Here is a 21,376-nt window from a genome sequence, read left to right as displayed (position 1 = left end):
GAGCCATGCTCGGCGGCCTTTCAGGCGTAATCGTCGGCGCGGGTGGCGACGAATTCCTCAAGCCACGCAAGCAGGTGGGCGATGTCGATGATCTCGCCCTGCTCGACGCGCTTGAGCAACAGTGTGCTGGCGCCGATCTGCAGGCTGCTGTCGGCATAACGCAGCACCGCGTCGATGCCCCAGGCATCGGTGACCTGCATCCAGGCCAGGCCCGGCACGCGCTGGGCCAGGGTGTCACCGAATGCCACGCCCAGCGCTTCCCAGCCATCGCAGTCGGCACGGTCGATCAGCTCGGCATCGATCACGCGCTGCAGTGTGCTGGCCGCCAGCGGCCACTGCACCGGCAACGTCGGGAAGCCGGCCGCCACGCGCGCAGCGATCAGCGAGCGCTGGTGCTGCAGATGGCTCTGCAGGGCAGCGGGCAGGGGATCGAAGCGGGTGGGGATTTCGTCGGACATGGCAGGGCGCCGTGGGGCACGGAAACAACAGGCACTCTACGAGGCGATTGTTGCCCGCTATACGGCCGGAGTGACCATGTTTCGATGCGTGATGCGCGAAAGGCATCCACGCATGGCGTGGATCTACCGTGGTCAGTCCGGTTCGCGCTGCACCTGCCGCCACAGCTCGCTGGCCAGCGCACGCACGGCATCGTCGGCGTCGGCACGGTGCAGCAGGCCGATTTCGTAGTTGTCGATCACCGGCAGCTCGCGCTCGCCATCGATGATGCGGTGCTCGCGGCTGACCGCGCGGCGTGGCAGCAGGCTGATGCCGATGCCATCGGCCACCGCGCCCTGGATGCCGCTCAGCGACGAGCTGGTGAAGGCGATGCGCCAGCGCAGGCCCAGCGCTTCCACGGCATGGATCATCTCGTCGCGGTACAGCCCGCGCGGGGGGAAGGTGACCAGCGGCAGCGGGTCCTGCTGCAGGCAGCTGCTGCGCAGGCTGTCGATCCAGTGCATCGGCTCGCGGCGGCAGTGCACGGCCTGGCGGCTGTTGCGGCGCTGCTTGACCAGCACCAGATCCAACTCGCCATGATCGAAGCCCTGCGCCAGGTCGCGGCTGAGGCCGCTGCTGATCTCCAGCTTCACCTGCGGGTGGCGACGGCTGAAGGCGGCCAGCATGCGCGTGGTCTGCGCGTTGACGAAATCCTCGGGCACGCCGATGCGGACTGCGGTCTCCACCATCGCACCGGCCAGCGCCTGCGCCATTTCCTCGTTCAGGTCGAGCATGCGCCGCGCGTAGCCGAGCAGGGTGTGGCCGGCATCAGTGGGGTGCACGTCGCGATGGCCGCGTTCAAGCAGGCGATGCCCGGCCAGTTCCTCCAGCCGGCGCACCTTCTGGCTGACCGTGGACTGGGTCGAATGCAGGCGCGTGGCCGCCGTGGTGAAGCTGCCGCAGTCGGCCACCATCACCAGCGCCCGCAGCAGGTCCAGTTCGAACAGGGTTCTATTCGATTTGGCACTGTCTTGCATTTGAACATTTCACTTCTGGATACCCAGGCCGACTTCTACCATGCAGGGCAGGGGCCGGCAACGCCCGGCTGTTGCTACCGTCGCACGGCGTTCCGTGGCGACGGACATGAGGAGACACTGTCATGCGCGTCCATCATTCCGCTGGTTGGCCTGCGCCGTTAACGCGCGTGCTGCTGTTGTGCCTGCTGGCCATGGTCACCCCCGCCTGCACCGCCACGTCCAGGGCCGACGCAGACGCGCGCCTGCGGGATGCTGCCAGCCGCGGCGACGCCGATGCGGTGCGACAGGCGATCGAGGATGGCGCCACGCTGGAGGCGCGCGATGGCCAGGGCCGCACCGCGCTGCTGCTGGCCACGCATGGCAACAACGTGGATGCCGCGCGTGAGCTGATCGAGGCCGGGGCAGACGTCAACGCCAAGGACGCGTTGCAGGACAGCGCCTACCTGTACGCCGGTGCGCGCGGCCTGGACGAGATCCTGGCGATGACCCTGGCGCATGGCGCCGACCTGCGCAGCACCAACCGCTATGGCGGTACCGCGCTGATTCCGGCCGCCGAGCGCGGTCACGTCGCCACCGTGCGCACGCTGCTGCGGGCCGGTGTGGCGGTGGACCATGTCAACCGGCTGCACTGGACCGCGCTGCTGGAAGCGATCCTGCTCGGCGATGGCGGTGCGCGCCACGTGCAGATCGTGCAGCTGCTGCTGGAGGCCGGTGCCGACCCGGAGCTTGCCGACGGCGACGGCGTGACGCCGCTGGCGCACGCGCGCCAGCGCGGCTATACCGGAATTGAGACCCTGCTGCGCCAGCACGGCGCGGTGCGTTGAATGCAAACCCCTTCCACCCGCACGCTGGGCGTGCCCATCAGGATGCTGTCCATGTTCCGTTCCCGTCCGTTGTCCCTTGCCATCCTCCTTGCGGTAGCACCGCTGTCGGCGTCTGCCGCCGAGCGCGCCGACCTGATGATCCGCAATGCCACCGTGGTCGATGTCGAGCACGCCAGCACGCTGGCCGGGCAGAGCGTGGTGATCCGTGGCGAGGACATCGTCGCCGTCGGCCCGGACGCGCAGCTGCGCAGCCAATGGAGTGCGGCCCGCCAGATCGATGCCAAGGGCAAGTACCTGATTCCGGGCCTGTGGGACATGCACGTGCACTTCGGTGGTGGTCCGGCGCTGATCGAAGAGAACAAGGCGCTGCTGCCGTTGTACATCGCGCACGGCATCACCACCGTGCGTGACTGCTCCGGCGACCTGCCCGAGCAGGTGCTGCAGTGGCGCGGCGAGATCGCCAAGGGCACGCTGTTCGGCCCGCGCCTGCTCAGCTCCGGTGCGAAGATCGAAGGCATCAAGCCGGTCTGGAAGGGCACGATCGAAGTGGGCAGCGAGGCCGACGCCGACAAGGCGATCGCCCGCCTGCAGCATGACAAGGTCGATTTCGTGAAGATCACCGACAGCACGCTGAAGCCGGAACTGTTCCTGTACTCGGCCAGCGCTGCGCGAAAGGCCGGCTTCAAAGCCTCGGGGCATATTCCGATGGCACTGACCGTGGAGCAGGCGGTCGATGCTGGCCTGACTTCGATCGAGCATCTGGACTACGCATTCAAGGCCGGCAGCAAGGATGAAGCGCAGATCGCCGCCGACTTCGGCGCAGGCCGCATCGACCGTGCCGAAGCCAACCGGCGCCTCGACGCCAGCTTCGACCGTGACACTGCGATGCATGCCTACCGTGATTTCGCAAAGCGCGGTGTATTCGTGACCCCGACCCTCAACGGTGGCCGCATCCTCGACTTCCTTGACCAGGATGACCACGCCAACGATCCGTACCTGGCCTACATCGGCCCTGGCCTGCGCGCGACCTACCAGTGGCGCGTGGACCGCGCAGCCAAGGCCACGCCGGCGCAGATTGAAGCGCGCCACGCGCAGTACCACCAGGTGGCCGCGGTGCTGCCGCTGCTGCAGGAGGCGGGCGTAACGATCATCGCCGGTACCGATGCGGGCTTCCTCAATTCGTTCAACTTCCCGGGCATCGCGTTGCACCAGGAACTGCAGCTGTTCGTGAAGGAAGGCCTGAGCGCGCCGCAGGCGCTGTCCGCCGCAACCCGTTCCGGTCCGGCCTGGTTCGGCCAGATGGACCGCTACGGTGGTGTCGCACAGGGCAAGGCCGCCGATCTGGTGCTGCTGACCGCCAACCCGCTGCAGGACATCGCCGCCACCGAGAAGATCGACAGCGTGATCCTGCGTGGCAGCGTGTATGACCGCGCTGCGCTGGACAAGATGTTGGCTGATACCAAGGCCAAGGTGGCGGCGTGGAATGCCGAGGCGGCGAAGAGGCAGTGATCGACAGGGTCAGAGCCCTTCCCGGCGGGAAGGGATCCGACCCTATGGGGTTGGACGGCATCCACGCCATGCGTGGATGACGCGGCCGTTGGCCTAACGCGGTGCCGGCCGCATTCCATGAAGTTGCGGCAGTGCGGCCTTCATCGCATCGATGAAGGCGCGCAGCCGCGGCGGCTGCTGGCGCGCAGCAGGAAACACGACATGCACCGGCAGTGCCGGCGCCTGCCAGTCCGGCAGCAGCTGCACCAGACGTCCTTGTGCGAGGTCGTCGGCCACCAGCCAGGCCGAGACCACCGCTGCGCCCAGCCCGGCGCGTGCAGCCTGCTGCACCACGAACAGGTTGTCGCTGAGCAGGCGCGGGCTGATCGACAGCGTATGCGCGCGACCCTGTGCGTCATGCAGCAACAGGCGTTCGCGGTAGTAGGTGACCAGTGAGATCCATGGCAGTGCCTGTGCCTGTTCTGGTGTGCTGATCGCGGTGGACTGCACCAGCGACGGCGCTGCCACGACGATGCGCGGCACTTCGGCCAGCGGCAGTGCGACCATGCGCGGTTCGTCGACCGGTCCCACCCGCACCGCGCAGTCGATGCCTTCTGCGATGAAGTCCGGGCGCCTATCTTCCAGGATCCACTCCAGGCTCAGCTGCGGGTGCTGGGCGAGGAACGCGAGCATGGTCGGCAGCAGCTGTGCCTGGCCGAACGCGTGCGGCACCATCACCCGCAGGCGTCCGCGCAGCGTTTCCGGTTCGCCGTGCAGTTCGGCCTGCAGCGACTCCCATTCGTCGACCACGCGTTGCGCATGACGCTGGCAGCGCAGGCCGTCCTCGGTCAGCTGCAGCCCATGTGTGGAGCGCTGCAGCAGGCGCAGGCCGAGCTGTCGCTCCAGGGCCTGCAGGCGTCGGCTGACTGTCGGCTGGGTGGTGCCCAGCTGCACGGCCGCAGCAGACAGGCTGCCCGCGTCGACGATGCGCAGGAAGGTGCGCAGCAGATCCAGGCGATCGGCGCCGGTGGTGAGGTCATTCATGCGTATGGCGTATGAAGAATATGTAATGAAGCCTACTACAGACGTTCGGCGAATACCGGCAGGATACGTCCACTTCCTCCACCGGACTCCCCCATGTCTACCCCTTCGATATCCGTCGCCGCCGCGCCCGCGACCGCACCCTCCACCCCGCTGGTGCTGGCAATGGCGGCCGGCGCCGGCTTTTCGGTCGCCTCGCTGTACTACAGCCAGCCGATGCTGGGCCTGATCGTCCAGGACCTCGGCGCAGGCGAGCGCGCCGCCGGCCTGGTGCCGACCTTGACCCAGCTTGGGTATGCGCTTGGCATTCTCCTGCTGGCGCCGTTGGGCGACCGCTTCGACCGCCGCAACCTGATCCTGTTGAAGTCCGCGTTGCTGGCACTGGCATTGGGCGCTGCAGCGATGGCCGGGCACCTGCCGGGCCTGCTGATGGCCAGCCTGCTGGTCGGGTTGATGGCCACGCTGGCACAGGACATCGTGCCCGCCGCTGCGGTGCTGGCGCCGGATGCACAACGCGGCCAGATCGTCGGCCGGGTGATGACCGGCCTGCTGCTCGGTATCCTGCTGTCGCGCGTGGTCAGTGGCGTGGTGGCTGAAGCATGGGGTTGGCGCACGCAGTTCGTACTGGCCGCGGTATCGGTGGCGGCGATGGGCGCGGTGATGGCGCGCGCGCTGCCGCGTTTCGCACCGACCAGCACGCTGCGCTATCCGGCGTTGCTGGGTTCGTTGCTGGCGTTGTGGCGCGAGCAGCCGCAGCTGCGCCGTGCGGTGGCCAGCCAGTCGTTGCTGGCAGTGGGCTTCAGCGCGTTCTGGTCGACGCTGGCGCTGATGCTGCATGCCCGCCTGGGGCTGGGCAGTGCGGCGGCGGGTGCGTTCGGTATCGCCGGCGCGGCCGGCGCATTGGCTGCGCCGTTTGCAGGACGTTTCGCCGATCGCCTGGGTTGCCATGCGGTGGCGCGGCTGGCGATCGCAGTGGCGCTGGTGGGTTTCGGGCTGCTGCTGGCCGAAGCCTGGTTGCCGGCCGTTGCGCTGCTGCCGCTGCTGGTGGTAAGTGCGCTGCTGTTCGACTTCGGTTTCCAGTCGGCGCTGGTGGCGCACCAGACGCTGGTCTATGGCCTGGTGCCGCCGGCCCGCAGCCGGCTCAATGCGCTGCTGTTCACGGGCATGTTCATCGGCATGGCCGCCGGCGGTGCGCTGGGCAGCCTGGCGCTGGCGCAGTGGGGGTGGCACGGCGTGGCCTGGCTGGCAGTGGTGTGTGCGGGCGGCAGCCTGCTGCTGCGCTTGAAGTAAGGGGGGGTGTTTGGCAGGGCTGCAAGCCCTGCCGAACAACCCACTAATCGTGACCGCTGTCGTCCAGGCTGATGATGCCGCGCCGCAGCGCCTGGGTCACCGCGTGCGTGCGATCGCCCACGCCGAGCTTGTCCATCAGGCTCTTCATGTGCGCCTTCACCGTCTGCTCGGAAATCTGCATGCGCTCGCCGATGCGCTTGTTCGACAGGCCACCGGCCACGTGCCGCAGTACTTCGGTCTCGCGCGGCGACAACCGGTCTTCCACCACATGCGCGGCGATGCTCGCCGCCACCGCTGGTGGAATCGGCGCGCGCCGGCCGCCCGCAACCATGCGGATCGTGTCGACCAGCTCGTGGCGCAGCATGTCCTTCAGCAGGTAGGCGCTGGCGCCGGCCTGCAACGCCCGCACCGCACGTACGTCACCGCGGTAGGTGGTCAGCACGATGATGCGCGCGCGCGGGTCCATCGCGCGGATTCGCACGATGGCTTCCACACCATCCAGGCGGGGCATCTGCAGGTCCATCAGCACCACGTCCGGCTGCAGCTGCTGGTAGCGTGCGATGGCTTCCTCGCCGTCGGCGGCTTCACCGAGCAGGCGCAGATCGGGTTGTGCGCCCAGCAGGGCGGCCAGGCCGTCACGCAGCAGCGGGTGGTCGTCGACCACCAGTACGCCGATCGGGGCAGGGGTTTCAGTCATGGCTCGTTCTACTCCAGGGCCAGCGCCAACGTGATGGGCGGCGGTGATACAGGCGCCGGGCGGGAACTGCCAGCGCCACTTCGGTCCCCAGCCCGGGGCGGGTCCACAGCTGCAGTTCCGCGCCAAGGCGCTGCGCGCGCTCGCGCATGCCCTGCAGGCCCCAATGGCCATGGCCGGCATTTTCGTCGGCGATGCCCACGCCATCATCGCGCACGTGTAGAAGGAAGCACCGCGTGCCGTAGGACAGCTCCACTTCGATGGCGCTGGCATTGGCATGGCGCAGCGCATTGCGGATCGCCTCGCGTCCGATCAGGAACACTTCCTCGGCGGCATCAGCCTGCAGCGGTGGAGGGGTGCCTTCCACGGTCAGGCGCAGCGGATTGGTGCCGTGCCCGGCATACTCGGCGTGCACATCGGCCAGTGCCGAAGCGAGGTCGCGACCCGCGAACGGCCCCTCGCGCAGCGCATTGACCCGCTCGCGGCCCTCGGCCAGGTTGCGCTCGGCCAGCTGCATCGCCGACTCCAGCTGGCTGCGCACCGGCTCGGGTGTTTGGGGTGACTGGCTGATCGCATGCAGGCGCAGGATCAGGCCTTGGCTGCCCTGCAGCAGGGTGTCGTGCAGGTCGCGCGCGATGCGTTCGCGTTCGCCATTGCGTTCCTGCAGGCGCGCACGGAACAGCGCGGCCAGCTGCCCGCTGCGGATGCGTACCGCCAGCACCAGTAGTGCGAGCACGGCGGCGGTGCACAGCAGTTTGAACCACACGGTCTGGATGAAGGTAGGCGCGATGCGGAAGCTGCGGCTGGCCGGTGCGGTGCTCCAGATGCCGTCCTCATTGGCGGCTTCCACCTCGAACCGGTAGTTGCCTGGCGCGAGATTGGTGTAATACGCGCGGGTGCTGCTGCCCGCGTCCTGCCAGCCATCGTCAACGCCGGACAGGCGATAGCGATAGCGGTTGCGTTCCGGGCGTGCCAGCGACAGCGCCACGTAGTCGATCTGCAGCTGGCTGGTGCCGGCCGGCAGGCGCAGGCCGTCCCGCAGTGGTTGCTGTTCGCTGCCATGCAGCACGTCGCCGATGCGCACGCTGGGAGCCATCGTATTGACGTGCGACCGGGTGGTGTCCAGCCAGGCCAGGCCCTGGTTGGTGGCCAGCCATAGCAGGCCGTCGTCGGCCAGCACGGCGGTGGGGATCGGTCCGCTCTGCAGGGCGATGCCCGGCATGCCATCCACCGCATCGAACAGGCGTGGCGTCACCGGCTGCCCGGTACGCAGCGCCCGCCGCAACTGATCGCTCCCCAACCGGACCAGGCCACGACTGCCGTTGAGCCACAGGTGACCGTGTGCATCGGCAACCATGCCGGTGATGCCCTCCAGCACGCCGGCCATGTCGGTGTTGACCGGCATGAAGCGGCCATTGCCGAGGCGGGCGGCCAGCCCGGCCTCACCGGCCACCAGCAACAGGTCCTGGTGGTGCAGCAGCGCGGTGACCGGGCCGACCAACAGCCCGTGGTTGGCATCGAAGGTTTCGATGCGGGTCGCGCCCATGCTGCGCAGCCGGCCGTCGGCATAGCCGAGCAGCAGCTGGCCATTGGCATCCAGCGCCAGTGATGAGCAGGCCTGTTCGGGCAGGCGCGTTTCGCGCTGCCACTGGCCGTGCAGATAGTGCAGCACGCCACGTTCACCGGTGCAGACCCAGGCCTGGTCGTCATCGGCGAACAGCAGGGCATGCAGCGGTTGCCCGGTGAAGGGCTCGGGCAGCGGAATCAGCGTGGTGTGGCCGGCCACCGTGCGTGCCAGGTTGACCCAGTCGAACTGCCAGATCGGCTTGGGCGCCCGGCGCGCGGCCGCCTGCAGTTGTGCGGCGCTGCCTTCCAGCAGTGGCCGGCGCAGGTCGTACGGCTTGAGGTCCTCGCCGTAGCCGTACACACGCCCATCGCTGGCCCGCACCAGCGAGCGATAGGGATCACTGGGGCCGACCGCCAGCGTGTGCACGCTGCGCACGCGGAAGCGGTTGAGGCCCAGATTGGTGCCGACCCAGAGATTGCCTTCGCGGTCGGCGATGATCGGCACGGCCGAGGTGGCGGTCAGCCCGTGCGGCGAATCGAAACGCTCCATGCGCACGGCGCGGCTGCCGTCGAACGTGACCCGGGCCACACCGCCATGCGGGCTCATCGTGGCCCATAACGCGCCGTCGGCAGTGAACTGCAGGCGTGCGGCGACCAGGTCCGGCAGGCGTCGCGCTTCGCGTTCGCTGTCTGGCAGCAGGCCCTGCGCATTGGCCAGCGGCGAGGTGCCGCGCACACGGTCGGCCAGCCAGACTTCGCCCTGCGGGCTCTCGGTCAGCGTCGCCATCTGGGATACAGCAATGCCGGTGTCCTCGAAACGCGGTTGGCCTGCAGGACGCATCCAGATCCTGAGGTTGGCCAGTACCCAGAAGGTGCCACGGCTGTCGTGCAGCACCCATTGCACGCGGTGTTCCGGAACGCCCGTGTCTGCGGGCAGCGGCTGCCAGCGCTGGCCATCGAACTCGCGCAGCCCTCCATTGATGGCTGCCCACATGCGGCCGTCGCGGTCCTGGCTGAAGTGCGGTACCACGCCAACCGGCACGCCCTGGCCGCGGCCGTAGTTGTACAGCTGGCCGCGCGCGAACCGGCTGATGCCTGCCTGGAAGTAGCCGATCCACAGTGCGCCATCGGCGCTGTGTTCCAACGTGACCATGTTGGTGGACGGGTAGCGGGTGCCAGCCGGTGGCGCCTGCCGTTCGAAGCGACGTCCGTCGAATCGGTACAGGCCTGAACCGGTAGCCAACCACAACAGGCCGTCACGGTCCTGGCTGATGTCCCAGATGTCACCGGGTGCACCCTGGCCGACCCGCCAGGCGGTGTGCTCGTAGCCGGGCAACCCGCTGCTCACGGCCGGCCGCTGCACGGCGAGGGCGGGCAGGGCGGTCCACAGCAGCAGGCACGCCAGCAGCGCCGGCAGGCGACGCAGGAACGGGAAGGGGCGGCCATGCATGGCGCGCATTCTGGCAGGTGCGGGGCAGCCGCGGGTGACCCGAACGGGGTAGGCGCCTGGTGCCGTGGTCGGCTATCACGCCGGCATGTCCTGTGGAGTCCGGCCATGCAGCGCCTGTTCGTGATGTTCCCCGACCGCGGGCCGGGCATCGGCCTGCTGTGGCTGCGGCTGTGCGTGGCCGCTGCATTGTGCACGCCGGGCACGCACGCGGGCTGGCTGTCGGCGCTATGCCTGCTGGCGGTGGCGATGCTTGCACTGGGCGTATTGACGCCGCTGGCGGTAGTGCCGGCAACACTGGGCCTGTATGCACAGGCACTGCCGTGGCCACTGGTGGTGTTGCCGCTGGCCTTGCTGGCGCTGGGCCCTGGCGCTTATTCACTGGATGCGCGGTTGTTCGGGCGCCGCCTGCTCGGCCGTCGGCCTCCCCCATTCGGGTAGGTGCTGGCCTCGACCGACGGGGGTAGGGCATCACGCAGGGGTCACGCACCATGGGGCATCCCTTCGCGGCGTCCCGCATGGCCACCATCTTTCCGCCTGATCCGCCCGCCGCTTCACTGGCGCCGCAGCAGGTCGCCGCATTGCAGCGTGCATTGCGCTATGTCGATGAACACCTGTCACAGCCGCTGCGGGTCACCGAACTGGCGGCCGTCGCCTGCGTCAGTCGCTTCCATCTGGTGCGCCTGTTCCGCAGCGGTACCGGCGCCAGCCCGCTGCGCTATGTACGCCGTCGCCGTATCGAACGTGCGCGCGAGCTGTTGTCGGCCCAGCACCTGCCGATGTCCTGCCTGGCGCAGCAGCTCGGCTTCTTCGACCAGAGCCATTTCGTCCGCAGCTTCCGCGCCGAGACCGGCTGCAGCCCCGGCCAGTACCTGGCCGGCGATGCAGCCCTGTTGCTTCCCCCTGATCGTGTTTCCAACGGAGTCCACCCATGAGCCTTGCCACCGCCACGCCCGCCCCGGCCCTGTTGTCGCCCACCGACCATGCCCTGGTGCTGATCGACTTCCAGTCGCAGATGGCATTCGCTACCCATACCATCGACATCTCCGCGCTGCGCAACAACGTGTCGTTGATCAGCAAGGGTGCCAAGGGCTTCAATGTGCCGGTGGTGCTGACCACGGTCGCAGAAGCGTCGTTCTCCGGCCCGATGTTCCCGGAACTGCCGCAGATCTTCCCTGGCCAGCCGGTGTTCGACCGCACCTCGATGAATACCTGGGAAGACCAGCCGGTGATCGATGAGATCAACCGCATCGGCAAGCGCCGCCTGGTGCTTGCCGGCCTCTGGACCAGCGTCTGCATCGTCGGGCCGGCGCTGTCGGCGCTGGCGCAGGGTTTCGAGGTCTACGTGATCACCGATGCCTGCGGCGATGTCAGCGAAGAAGCGCACGAGCGTGCGATCACCCGCATGGTGCAGGCCGGCGCGGTGCCGATGACCAGCGTGCAGTACCTGCTCGAACTGCAGCGCGACTGGGCACGCGGTGAAACCTACGACCTGACCACCGGCATTGCCCGCGACCATGCCGGCGGCTACGGCATCGGCATCCAGTACGCCAAGCGCATGTTCGGCGCGCAGGAAGGCGGGCACTGAGCATGCTGGCTGGCCATGGCCTCGACCTGGCCCTGCTGATGCTGCGCGTGGCGGCAGGAGGCTTCCTGCTGCCGCACGCACTGGGCAAGCTGTTCGGCTGGTTCGGTGGACCGGGGCTGTCCGGCTTCGCTACCGAGCTGCGCGGCTTCGGGCTGCCAGCGGTGGCACCGTTGCCGCTGTTGCTGGCCCTGCTGCAGGTGCTGTCCGGGCTGGCCGTGCTGCTGGGATGGCAGACCCGCATCGCCGCGCTTGCGGCGGCTGCTTTCATCGGCTTCACCGTCCTGTTGGCCCTGCCCAGGGGCTGGTTCTGGATGCGCGGTGGCAGTGAGTACCCGTTGATGTGGACCACGGTACTGCTGGCCATCGCGTTGGCCGGGCCCGGCACCTGGGCACTGGACGTCCATCGCCTTCCGGGAGACCTCGCATGAGTCACGATCCCCTCGATCACGGCCGCCGCAACGTGCTGCTGGCCAGCGGCGCCGCTGTTGCGCTCGGTCTGGCCGGCCGTGCCGGTGCCGAACTCGATTCCACTTCCAAGGAGCGTCGCATGAGCACGCTGGTCATCCGCAATGCCCGCATCACCACCCTCGACCCGCAGCAGCCGCATGCGCAGGCGCTGGCCGTGCAGGAAGGACGCATTGTTGCCGTCGGCAGCGACGAGGAGATCATGCGCGGCTGGGGCAATGAAGCGACCTTGATCGACGCCCAGGGCCGGCGCCTGCTGCCCGGCCTCAACGACAGCCACACCCACCTGATCCGCGGTGGCCTGAACTACAACCTGGAACTGCGCTGGGACGGCCTGCGCTCGCTGGGCGACGCCCTGGACATGCTGAAAGCCCAGGTCGACCGCACGCCCGCGCCGCAGTGGGTACGCGTGGTCGGTGGCTTCACTGCCGCGCAGTTCAACGAGAAGCGCTTGCCGACCCTGCAGGAGCTCAACGACATCGCGCCGGATACACCCGTGTTCCTGCTGCACCTGTATGACCGCGCACTCCTCAACCGTGCCGCGCTGCGCGCCTGCGGCTACACCAAGGACACGCCGGATCCGCCGGGCGGGCAGATCGTGCGCGATTCGCTGGGCAACCCGACCGGGCTGCTGCTGGCCAAGCCGAATGCGTTGATCCTGTACGCGACGCTGGCCAAGGGACCGCGCCTGCCGATCGAGTACCAGGCGAACTCGACGCGCCACTTCATGCGCGAACTGAACCGGCTTGGCATCACCTCGGTGATCGACGCCGGCGGTGGCTTCCAGAACTATCCCGAGGATTACCAGGTCATCGAGCAGCTGCACCGCGATGACCAGCTGACGGTGCGCATTGCCTACAACCTGTTCACCCAGAACAAGGGCAGGGAAGTGGATGACTTCCGTGGCTGGAGCGAGATCCTGCAGCCGCGCCAGGGCGATGACCTGCTGCGCCACAACGGTGCCGGCGAGATGCTGGTGTTCTCCGCCGCCGACTTCGAACTGTTCAACGAGCCCCGCCCGGAACTGCCGCCGGAGCTTGAGCCGGAACTGCACGACGTGGTGAAGCTGCTGGTCGAGAAGCGCTGGCCGTTCCGCATCCACGCCACCTACGACGAGAGCATCACCCGCATCCTGGATGTGTACGAACAGGTCAACCGCGAGGTGCCGTTCGATGGCCTGCACTGGTTCATCGACCACGCCGAGACCATCACCCCGCGCAACATCGAACGCATCCGTGCGCTGGGTGGCGGCATTGCCGTGCAGCACCGCATGGCCTACCAGGGCGAAGCCTTCGTCGAGCGCTATGGCGTGCAGGCCGCGCGGCACACGCCGCCGGTCAAGCGCATGCTGGCCGAAGGCGTGCCGGTCGGTGCCGGTACCGACGCCACCCGCGTGGCCAGTTACAACCCGTGGGTGGCGTTGTCCTGGCTGGTGACCGGGCGCACCGCTGGCCCTGTATGGCGAGGAAAACCTGCTTGAACGCGAGCAGGCCCTGCGCCTGTGGACCCAGGGCAGCGCCTGGTTCTCCGGCGACGAGGCGGTGAAGGGCACGCTGAAAGCTGGCCAATTGGCCGACTTCATCCTGCTCTCGGCCGATTTCTTCCGCGTCGACGACGCGCAAATTGCCGACATCACCAGCCTGCTGACCGTCGTCGGCGGCCGCATCGTGCACGCCGACGGCGACTACGCCGGCCTTGCGCCGCAGCTGCCGCCGGCGATGCCGGACTGGTCGCCGGTCAACCGGTTCGGTGGCTACCACGTCGGCGGTGCGGCCACCGGGTTGGCCACCACCCATCGCCGCCATCACGGCGTGGCCTGCAGTACCCACGGTGCGCACGGGCATGCCGCGCAGCACGCGGCGCCGACCAATGACCTGACCGCGTTCTGGGGCGCGATGGGATGCTCGTGCTTCGCGTTCTGAGCCTGGCGCTGCTGGCCGTGCCATCGCTGGCGCTGGCCTGCGAGGGTGGCCACTGCACTGACGCCGGTGACGGCCAATTGCAGTGGGATGCCTCACTGCGCGTGCGTGGCCTGTACTACGACCCGACCCGGTTCGGTATTGGTGGCAGCGAAGATGGCCATGGCCTGCTGCGTGCGCTGGCCTCGGCCACCTATGTGGAGGACCGCTGGCAGGCAAAGCTGCAGCTGGGCGTGCATGCTGAGAATGGCAGGGCCGGCGGACCCGGCCGCACCGACCGCAGCGCGTTGGACGTGCAGCAGGCGTATTGGCGCTGGCAGCGCGGCGGCTTCCACCTGCAACTCGGTCGGCAGGAAGCCGGCTACGGAAGCTCACGACTGTTGTCGGTGCGCGATGGGCCGAACATCCGCCTGGCCTTCGATGGTGCGCGCCTGGGCTGGAAGGGCCGCCTTGGCACGCTTGACCTGATGGCACTGCGACCGGTGCAGAACCGGCCGGGCGCCTTTGATGATCGAGGGGAACACGGTGCCCACCTGTGGGGCGCCTACGCCACCACGGCACGCGGGCAGGGCGCGGGACAGTGGGACCTGTATCTGCTCGACTATCGCCGCGAGGGTGCGCGCTTCGCGGCGGGCTCCGGCATCGAACGCCGGCAGACCGTGGGTACACGCTGGTTCGGCCAGGCCGGTGCACTGGACTGGAACAGCGAGCTGGTGGCGCAGGGCGGTGAACTGCGAACGGCCGTCGGCACGCTCGATATCCGCGCCTGGACGCTGGCCACCGATACAGGGTGGCGCTGGGCGGAGCTGCCGCTGCAGCCGCGTCTGGGGCTGAAGGCCGACATCGCCAGTGGCGATGGCAACCCGCGGGACGGCCGCCTGGGAACCTTCAATGCACTGTTCCCGAAATCGGCCTACTTCAGCGAGGCCAGCCTGCTGGCCCCGGCCAACCTGATGGACGTGCAGCCGACCCTGAGCCTGCGCCTGCACGACACGGTGACGACGGAGCTGGGCGTACAGATGGCCTGGAAGCATCGTCGCGCCGATGCGGTCTATACCACGCCGGCGCCGTTGGTGGCGTTGCCAGGCAGTGCCGGTGCTGCGCGCCGCATCGGTAATCAATACAAATCCGAAACCCGCTGGCAGGCCAGCGAACACTGGCAATGGCAGCTGCAGCTGGCCTGGGTCGATGCCGGTCCTGCGCTGAAGCAGGCCGGTGGCCAGGACACGCTGTTCGCCTCGATCGTTGGAGCATGGCAATGGTGAACGCAAGCGCGTCGCAACCCCCCGTACAGGCCGCAGGTGCCTGGTCCCCGCTGAAGATCCAGATGTTCCGCTCGATCTGGCTGGCGATCCTGGCCAGCAACATCGGCACCTGGGTCAATGACGTGGCGGCCGCCTGGGTCATGGCCGAACGTACCGGTTCGCCGTTGATGGTGGCGCTGGTGCAGTCGGCCACCACGGTGCCGATCGTGCTGCTGGCACTCGCCGCCGGAACGCTGGCCGACATCGTCGATCGCCGCAGGTACCTGTTGGCGACCCAGGGCTGGATGCTGCTGGTCGCGGCCGTGATGGCGGCGCTGACTGCGATGGACATGCTGACTCCGCAGCTGCTGGTACTGCTGACCTTCTGCATGGGTTGCGGAGCAGCGATGGCAATGCCGGCGCAGGCCGCGATCGTCTCCGAGCTGGTGCCGCAGCCGATGCTGGCCTCGGCGGTGGCGCTGAACTCGATCGGCATCAACATCGCCCGCTCGATCGGCCCGGCCATTGGTGGCGTGATCGTGGCGCAGCTGGGTGCGGTGTGCGCGTTCGGCTTCAATGCCATCACCTTTGCCGCGATGCTGTTCGTGGTGTGGGGCTGGAAGCGTGATCCCAAGCAATCCAGCCTGCCACCGGAAGGCTTTGGTGCAGGGCTGAAGGCGGGCCTGCGCTATGCCAGCCGCGCTGGACGCCTGCAGGCCGTGCTGATCAAGTCGGTGGGCTTCTTCTTCTTTGCTGCGGCGATGAATGCACTGCTGCCGGTGGTGGTACGCGGCCAGATGCAGGGTGGGGCGGGGCAGTACGGCATGCTGCTGGGCTGCATCGGTATCGGTGCAGTGGGCGGGGCCTTGCTGCTGCCGAAGCTGCGCGCGCAGTTGGATCGCGACTTGCTGGTGCTGCTGGCCACGCTGTCGCTGGCGCTCAGCCTGGTCGGGCTGGCGCTGACCCGCAGCTGGTCCGTGCTTCCGGCTGTGATGCTGGTCAATGGCTTCGCCTGGATCACCGTGCTGTCGTCGCTGCAGATCGCCGCGCAGACGGCGGTGCCGGCATGGGTACGTGCGCGTGCGCTGGCGCTGTACATCATGGTGTTCTCGGGCGGCATGGCGGCCGGTGGCCTGAGCTGGGGCGCGTTGGCACAGCGCACCTCGCCGGAGCTGGCGTTGCTGGTGGCTGCCGCAGGTGCGGTGATCGGCGGACTGCTGGTGTGGCGCGTGCGGATTGCTGGCACCGAGGATCTGAACCTGCGTCCGGCCGGGCACTGGCCCGCACCCGAGCTGTCGGTGCCGGTGTCGAACGATCGCGGCCCGGTGCTGGTCACCATCGAGTACCGCATCGACGGTGCTGAGCGTGCCGCGTTCCAGTCGCAGATGCGCGCGCTGGGTACGATCCGCCGCCGCGATGGCGCGGTGGTCTGGGGCGTGGTCGAGGACGTGGCCAGTCCAGGCATCCACCTGGAGTATTTCGTGACCCCGTCGTGGCTGGAGCACCTGCGCCAGCACGAACGCATCACCGCTGATGACAAGGCCATCCAGGAAGTATTGCGGGAGCTGCATCGCGGTGAGCGTGCACCCGTGGTGCGTCACTTCGTGGGTGGGCATGACCCGCTGCCTGCCGCCGTGCCGCATCACCACACCGACATCTGACCCGCCGGTGGTAGAGCCGGCCGCTGGCCGGCTGTGCGTGATCACGATGGGTGATCGGGTTGCCGGCCAGCGGCCGGCACTACCGAAGCAGAGGCGGTTGACCCGCCGGTGGTAGAGCCGGCCGCTGGCCGGCTGCGCGTGATCACGATGGATGATGGGGTTGCCGGCCAGCGGCCGGCTCTACCGAAGGGGCGGCGGCACCGATGCGGCGCCGCCGCGGTACATCAGCTGCGCGCGAACGCGAGCAGGTCGGCGTTGAACTGGTCGGCGTGGGTGACGGTCAGGCCATGCGGTGCACCGGCGTACACCTTCAGCTCGGCATCCTTGATGATCTGCGAGGACAACTTCGCCGAGGCATCGAACGGGACGATCTGGTCGTCATCGCCGTGTACCACCAGCGCCGGCACGTCGATCTTCTTCAGGTCCTCGGTGTAGTCCACTTCCGAGAATTCGTGCACGCAGTCGTACTGGCCCTTGACGCCGCCGAGCATGCCCTGCAGCCAGAACGAATCACGCATGCCCTGGGTAACGGTATTGCCATCGCGGTTGGCACCGAAGAACGGTGTGGTCAGGTCCTTGAAGAACTGCGAGCGGTCACCGCCCGTGCCCTTGCGGATGCCGTCGAAGACGACCAGCGGGGTACCGGCCGGATTGGCGTCGGTTTTCAGCATCAGCGGCGGCACGGCGCCGACCAGCACCACTTTTGACACGCGCGTGCTGCCGTGGCGGCCGATGTAGTGGGCCACTTCGCCGCCGCCGGTGGAATGGCCGACCAGGATCGCGTCCTTCAGGTCCAGCGCCTCGATCACCGCGGCCAGGTCATCGGCGTAGGTGTCCATGTTGTTGCCATCCCAGGTCTGGCTCGAACGGCCGTGGCTGCGACGGTCGTGGGCGATCACGCGGAAGCCGTTCTGGCCCATGAACAGCATCTGCGGGTCCCAGGCATCGGAGGACAGCGGCCAGCCGTGGGCGAACACGATCAGCTGGCCGGTGCCCCAGTCCTTGTAGAAGATGCGCGCGCCGTCGGCGACGGTGACGAAGTTGCTCATTGCGGTTTCCTTGGCGGAAGGGAGGGACGGCGCCGGCGGATATGCCGGAACCGCCAGCAGTACAGCGCGTGGCCCGGTGGGTGGCTTGCACGGCTGTGCTGGATTGACCGGGGTGTGACGCGTATCGCTCTGGAAGCCGGCGGCTTCGGCGCTGACGATGATGGCCGTCCTGTCCAGGAGCATGCGATGTCGAGAGTGCGATGCAGCCCACTGTTGTGCCTGCTGCTCGCCGCAGCGGTTCATGCGCAGACCAATGTCTACAAATGCGTGGACGGTCCGCATCCGGTCTATCAGCAGACACCCTGCCAGGGGCATGCGGAATGGCGCTGGGAGGTGCCGGAGGAGCAATCGCTGTCGCGCGGACCAGTGCCAAAGCCGGCCAGGGCGGGCAGTGGGGTGCTGGCGCCACCGCGCACCGTGCGCTCGCGGCGGGCGCAGGCCGCGCTGATACCCATCAGTACGGACCCCAGGGCCTGTGAGCGCGCACGACAGCACCGCGGGGAGGTGCTTGCCAGGAGCAAGCGCCTGGACTTCGTGCAACGCCGTCAGCTGGACGACGCGGTGTACGACGCTTGCCGCTGAGCGTGGTGGCTCACGAAAGGCCGAAAACGACAACGGCGCCCTGTGGCGCCGTTGTGCGTGGATGCAGATGGCCGGGCCTCAGCGACCGTCGCTGGCGGCAGCCGGTGCCGGCGAAGGCACGCTGTCCGGCTTGGGCAGGCTCAGTTCCGGGTTGCCCTGTTCGGCCTGCAGGATCTGGATGCGGCGCTGCAGGGCGTCCAGCTGGCTGTTGGTGCTCTGCACGTCGGTGCTGAGGCTGACCGCCTGCTGCTGCGCCTGCTGCAGGGCGGCGCTGACCTGGGCCGACTGCGCCTGCTGCTGTTCCATTTCCTGCTGCAGGGTGCGCAGGCGTTCCTCGTTGTACGCCACCAGGCGCTCGGTGTAGCGCTTGCCGGCTTCCAGGCGGGTGGTATCGATGTAGACCTGGGCCAGCTGTTCGGACTGCTGGGCAAAGGTACGGTAGACCCGCTCGGCGTTGTCGACGGCATCGGTCTTGATCACCCGCCAGAAGTTCTTCTCCTGGAACAGGGCGACGTAGTAGGTCAGGGTGTTGGCGTTGAACAGCAGGCTGGCGCCGTAGTTGCCGTTGTAGGTCGTGCGCAGCTCGGTCAGCTGCCGCGAATCCATCAGCTGCTTGAGTTCGTCAACGGTGTTGCGCACCACCGGCGCGCTGCGTGCGGCCGGCTCTGCGGCTGCCTCACGGTCGCCACGGGCAGCCATCGCCGCCGGTGCCACCAGCATCATGGCTACGGCCAGCAGTGCCGCGCCGCGCGCGTGCCGGGCGAAGACCGCGCCCCCTGAAGTTTCTCGCATGTCTAGACCATCCACGGATGAGTGTGGGTTGAGATGAAGGTGGTTCCCCGCCGGGAGTCTAGCATGGGCGCGGGCGCCGCCAAGGGCGCCCGTCACGGGTCAGTAGACCAGCTGCGCCGCGCTGCACTGGATCGACTGCACGTTGACGTCGGTGCGGCCGAGTTCCAGGCCCAGCACGCTGGCCAGCAGGTTGGTCAGCAGGGTGCCGACGCTGTTGAGCACCGGCCGCAGGGCGGCCAGGATCGGCTTGAGCAGCGTGCACAGCAGGCCGCTGCAGCTCACGCTGCCATCCGGATTGCTGACGCCGGTTCCACCGGTACCATCGAGGAAGCCGGCCGGTGCGGTCTGGATGTACGAGGCGAGGTTGTTGCGTACGCAGCCGTTGTAGTCGATCAGGTTGCCGAGCAGGCTGTCGCAGCGGTTGATCAGCAGGCCGCCGACCAGCGATCCGAGCAGCCCATCGAGCACGCCCAGTCCCTGGCCGGTGACGGTCACCTTGAACGCATCCCAGACCGGACCGTCCTTGTGGCAGGTGGCCAGGTTCAGCAGGCCGCAGGCGTAGGGCAGGCCTCCGGGTACGGTCCAGCTGTTGAGCGGGGCCAGTTGCCGGCTCGCGTCGCCATCGCGCAGCAGTGGAATCAGCTTGTCCACCTCATAGCGGGTGTTCGGCGGGAAGGTGGCCTGCAGGTAGCGGTCGGCCAGTGCCTTGGCGGTGTCGTTGGCGCTCATGCCCTGCTTGGGTGAGCTGAGCATGCCCGACAGCACGCGCAGCAGTTCATTGACCAGGTCCGATACTGCGTTGCCCACCGCCAGTGGATTGATCCGGGTCGAGGCGGTTTCGCCCGCAGCCAGGGTCAGGCTCTGCGAGCTGGTCAGGGCGGGCAGGGTGATCTTGTCATTGATCAAGGGTTGCCCCAGCAGTTTCAGCAGCTGCTCGTTCTTCAGGGTGGCGTCGCAGACATTGCTCTTGGAGAAGCGCTGCGCCGGGTCGACATTGCCGACACAGGCGCGCAGCACCGACGAATCGACCTGGATGGTGGCCTTCTGTGGGCTGGCGCCGCATTGGATGCCGGTCAGCGTGCCCATCGCATTGGCGACATCGACATGCAGTGGCAGGTGCAGTCGCGTGCCGAGCAGGTTCAGCAGCGGGCCCACCGCGAACAGGTTGTTGCTGTCCACGTCCACCATCAGCCGCACCTGCGCGTTGTACGCGCGGGTACCAACACCACCGATGGCGATCGAGGGCGGCTCGACCACGCCGGCCTGGATGTTGATGCCCAGCAGGTCCAATCCCTTGACCGCCACGCCGTTGCCGTCATTGGCGATGGAGATGGCGGTGCTGATCAGGTTGAGTACGTTGACCTTCGTTTCCAGCGCGCTGCCGACGGTGCCATCCGGCGAGACGACTTCGGCGAACAGGCCACCGCCGCCGGACTGGCTGCCCAGCACGATGTTGAGCTTGTTGATGTCCAGCTGGGTGGCGACCAGGTCGGACAGCGCGCGCAGCTGTACGCCCACGGTGGTATCGCGGCCGACCACGGTGGCGGTGGCATCGACCAGCTGTGCCAGCGAGATCTTGTTGACCGACAGCAGCCGGTTGAAGTCGGCCACGCTGAGGTTGGCGCTGACCGGGATGTTCAACGCCTTCAGCAGGCCCGACGGGGTGATGTTGGCCTGGGCCAGGCCGTCATAGGAAAGCACGGTGGCATTGGTGACATCCAGGCCGACCAGGCGCAGGGTCGACAGCAGTACCGAGTCGCCATTGGTGCGCAGCAGCTGCGAACCGACCGCGAACACCGCAGTCGGTTCGGAACGGCGGGCTACGGCCTCCACGCTGACGGTGGGCAGGCCGGTGTTCTGGCCGAAGAACGGCAGCACGCTGCGCTGCGCGACTACCTGCACGGCATTGCGCGGGTTGCTGGCATCGATGGTGGTGACGAAGCGGTTCGACGTGCTGCGTGCGGCGCTCCAGTTGCCGCAGCGGATCTGCACGGTGCCTGCAAACCTGTTCTGGGTGACCGCGCTCTGCCGCGCTGCACTGTTGTCGCTGTTGTCAGACGTGCACAGCTCCAGCCGTTGTGCACCGGCCAGTGCAGCGAGGTCCGCGACTTTCTGTGCGTCACGCTTGGCCCAGAACAGATAGCCGATCTCTACCAGGCCCAGCATGGCGAGCAGCGCCAGCATGACCAGCATCATGGTGACCGACATGCCGCCGCGGGGGCGGCCGAAACTGAACTGGCGTGGGCGTTTCATG

At 68.0% G+C, this 21,376-nt stretch carries 18 protein-coding genes and 1 pseudogene; 11 read left to right on the top strand and 8 right to left on the bottom strand.

Translation table 11 applies throughout. The features are described 5' to 3' along the window. Nucleotides 1-20 precede the first annotated feature (20 nt). Both AC5P7E_RS16695 and AC5P7E_RS16690 read right to left on the bottom strand, forming a co-directional pair. Nucleotides 21-458, bottom strand: a complete 438-nt coding sequence (locus AC5P7E_RS16695; protein ID WP_060381167.1) for a DUF3806 domain-containing protein — start codon at nucleotides 456-458, stop codon at nucleotides 21-23. 132 nt (nucleotides 459-590) lie between these two features. Further along, on the bottom strand, nucleotides 591-1,472 hold the full coding sequence (locus AC5P7E_RS16690) for a LysR substrate-binding domain-containing protein (protein WP_012480566.1): 882 nt from the start codon (nucleotides 1,470-1,472) through the stop codon (nucleotides 591-593). 122 nt (nucleotides 1,473-1,594) lie between these two features. On the opposite strand from AC5P7E_RS16690, the gene AC5P7E_RS16685 reads away from it, so the two are divergent. Next, nucleotides 1,595-2,296: an ankyrin repeat domain-containing protein gene (locus AC5P7E_RS16685; protein WP_049395183.1), complete on the top strand. Its 702-nt coding sequence runs from the start codon at nucleotides 1,595-1,597 to the stop codon at nucleotides 2,294-2,296. A 51-nt stretch (nucleotides 2,297-2,347) separates the two neighbouring features. Further along, nucleotides 2,348-3,805, top strand: coding sequence for an amidohydrolase family protein (locus AC5P7E_RS16680; RefSeq protein ID WP_197596170.1), 1,458 nt, complete (start codon nucleotides 2,348-2,350; stop codon nucleotides 3,803-3,805). A 93-nt stretch (nucleotides 3,806-3,898) separates the two neighbouring features. On the opposite strand, the gene AC5P7E_RS16675 is transcribed toward AC5P7E_RS16680, so the two are convergent. Beyond that, nucleotides 3,899-4,828, bottom strand: coding sequence for a LysR family transcriptional regulator (locus tag AC5P7E_RS16675; RefSeq protein WP_024957550.1), 930 nt, complete (start codon nucleotides 4,826-4,828; stop codon nucleotides 3,899-3,901). A gap of 93 nt (nucleotides 4,829-4,921) precedes the next feature. On the opposite strand from AC5P7E_RS16675, the gene AC5P7E_RS16670 reads away from it, so the two are divergent. Beyond that, a complete protein-coding gene (locus AC5P7E_RS16670) occupies nucleotides 4,922-6,115 on the top strand; it encodes an MFS transporter (protein WP_060381166.1) in 1,194 nt (397 codons plus the stop codon). A 43-nt stretch (nucleotides 6,116-6,158) separates the two neighbouring features. Here the strand turns inward: AC5P7E_RS16670 and AC5P7E_RS16665 are convergent, their stop codons facing one another. Continuing rightward, a complete protein-coding gene (locus AC5P7E_RS16665; RefSeq protein ID WP_005413756.1) occupies nucleotides 6,159-6,812 on the bottom strand; it encodes a response regulator in 654 nt (217 codons plus the stop codon). Further along, complete coding sequence (locus AC5P7E_RS16660) at nucleotides 6,805-9,834, bottom strand: sensor histidine kinase (RefSeq protein WP_197596169.1); 3,030 nt, start codon at nucleotides 9,832-9,834, stop codon at nucleotides 6,805-6,807. Before AC5P7E_RS16660 ends, AC5P7E_RS16665 begins: the two co-directional genes overlap by 8 nt. A 96-nt stretch (nucleotides 9,835-9,930) precedes the next feature. Here AC5P7E_RS16660 and AC5P7E_RS16655 point away from each other — a divergent pair, with 96 nt between their 5' ends. The 7 genes and pseudogenes from AC5P7E_RS16655 (at nucleotide 9,931) to AC5P7E_RS16625 (ending at nucleotide 16,699) form a co-directional block, all read left to right on the top strand. Beyond that, a complete protein-coding gene (locus AC5P7E_RS16655) occupies nucleotides 9,931-10,263 on the top strand; it encodes a hypothetical protein (protein WP_005413754.1) in 333 nt (110 codons plus the stop codon). Between the two features lie 50 nt (nucleotides 10,264-10,313). After that, the gene (locus tag AC5P7E_RS16650) at nucleotides 10,314-10,757 is read left to right on the top strand and encodes a helix-turn-helix transcriptional regulator (protein WP_005410011.1); all 444 of its coding nucleotides are present in this window, start codon (nucleotides 10,314-10,316) and stop codon (nucleotides 10,755-10,757) included. After that, complete coding sequence (locus tag AC5P7E_RS16645; protein WP_005410010.1) at nucleotides 10,754-11,410, top strand: hydrolase; 657 nt, start codon at nucleotides 10,754-10,756, stop codon at nucleotides 11,408-11,410. The genes AC5P7E_RS16650 and AC5P7E_RS16645 overlap by 4 nt, the downstream gene beginning before the upstream one ends. A gap of 2 nt (nucleotides 11,411-11,412) precedes the next feature. Further along, a complete protein-coding gene (locus AC5P7E_RS16640) occupies nucleotides 11,413-11,838 on the top strand; it encodes a DoxX family protein (protein WP_005410009.1) in 426 nt (141 codons plus the stop codon). A 119-nt stretch (nucleotides 11,839-11,957) separates the two neighbouring features. Continuing rightward, nucleotides 11,958-13,797: pseudogene (locus tag AC5P7E_RS16635) on the top strand (amidohydrolase). Further along, nucleotides 13,776-15,059 carry an alginate export family protein gene (locus tag AC5P7E_RS16630; RefSeq protein WP_197596168.1) on the top strand — a complete coding sequence of 428 codons (1,284 nt, stop codon included), beginning with the start codon at nucleotides 13,776-13,778 and terminating at the stop codon, nucleotides 15,057-15,059. The pseudogene AC5P7E_RS16635 and the gene AC5P7E_RS16630 overlap by 22 nt, the downstream one beginning before the upstream one ends. After that, on the top strand, nucleotides 15,053-16,699 hold the full coding sequence (locus tag AC5P7E_RS16625) for an MFS transporter (protein WP_197596167.1): 1,647 nt from the start codon (nucleotides 15,053-15,055) through the stop codon (nucleotides 16,697-16,699). The genes AC5P7E_RS16630 and AC5P7E_RS16625 overlap by 7 nt, the downstream gene beginning before the upstream one ends. Nucleotides 16,700-16,923: 224 nt before the next feature. On the opposite strand, the gene AC5P7E_RS16620 is transcribed toward AC5P7E_RS16625, so the two are convergent. Beyond that, a complete protein-coding gene (locus AC5P7E_RS16620) occupies nucleotides 16,924-17,748 on the bottom strand; it encodes an alpha/beta fold hydrolase (RefSeq protein ID WP_329761762.1) in 825 nt (274 codons plus the stop codon). Nucleotides 17,749-17,934: 186 nt separating this feature from the next. On the opposite strand from AC5P7E_RS16620, the gene AC5P7E_RS16615 reads away from it, so the two are divergent. Then, the gene (locus AC5P7E_RS16615) at nucleotides 17,935-18,330 is read left to right on the top strand and encodes a hypothetical protein (RefSeq protein ID WP_106549488.1); all 396 of its coding nucleotides are present in this window, start codon (nucleotides 17,935-17,937) and stop codon (nucleotides 18,328-18,330) included. A 78-nt stretch (nucleotides 18,331-18,408) separates the two neighbouring features. Here the strand turns inward: AC5P7E_RS16615 and AC5P7E_RS16610 are convergent, their stop codons facing one another. Further along, nucleotides 18,409-19,122 (bottom strand): DUF2968 domain-containing protein, encoded by a 714-nt coding sequence (locus tag AC5P7E_RS16610; RefSeq protein ID WP_111111936.1) that lies wholly within the window; start codon nucleotides 19,120-19,122, stop codon nucleotides 18,409-18,411. Nucleotides 19,123-19,221: 99 nt separating this feature from the next. Continuing rightward, complete coding sequence (locus tag AC5P7E_RS16605; protein WP_197596166.1) at nucleotides 19,222-21,375, bottom strand: TadG family pilus assembly protein; 2,154 nt, start codon at nucleotides 21,373-21,375, stop codon at nucleotides 19,222-19,224. Nucleotide 21,376: the final 1 nt, after the last annotated feature.

The sequence above is a fragment of the Stenotrophomonas sp. YJH_SMC_25 genome (assembly GCF_059369595.1).
Note: the sequence above shows the minus strand (reverse complement) of the source record. Positions and strands in the feature narration are given on the sequence as shown.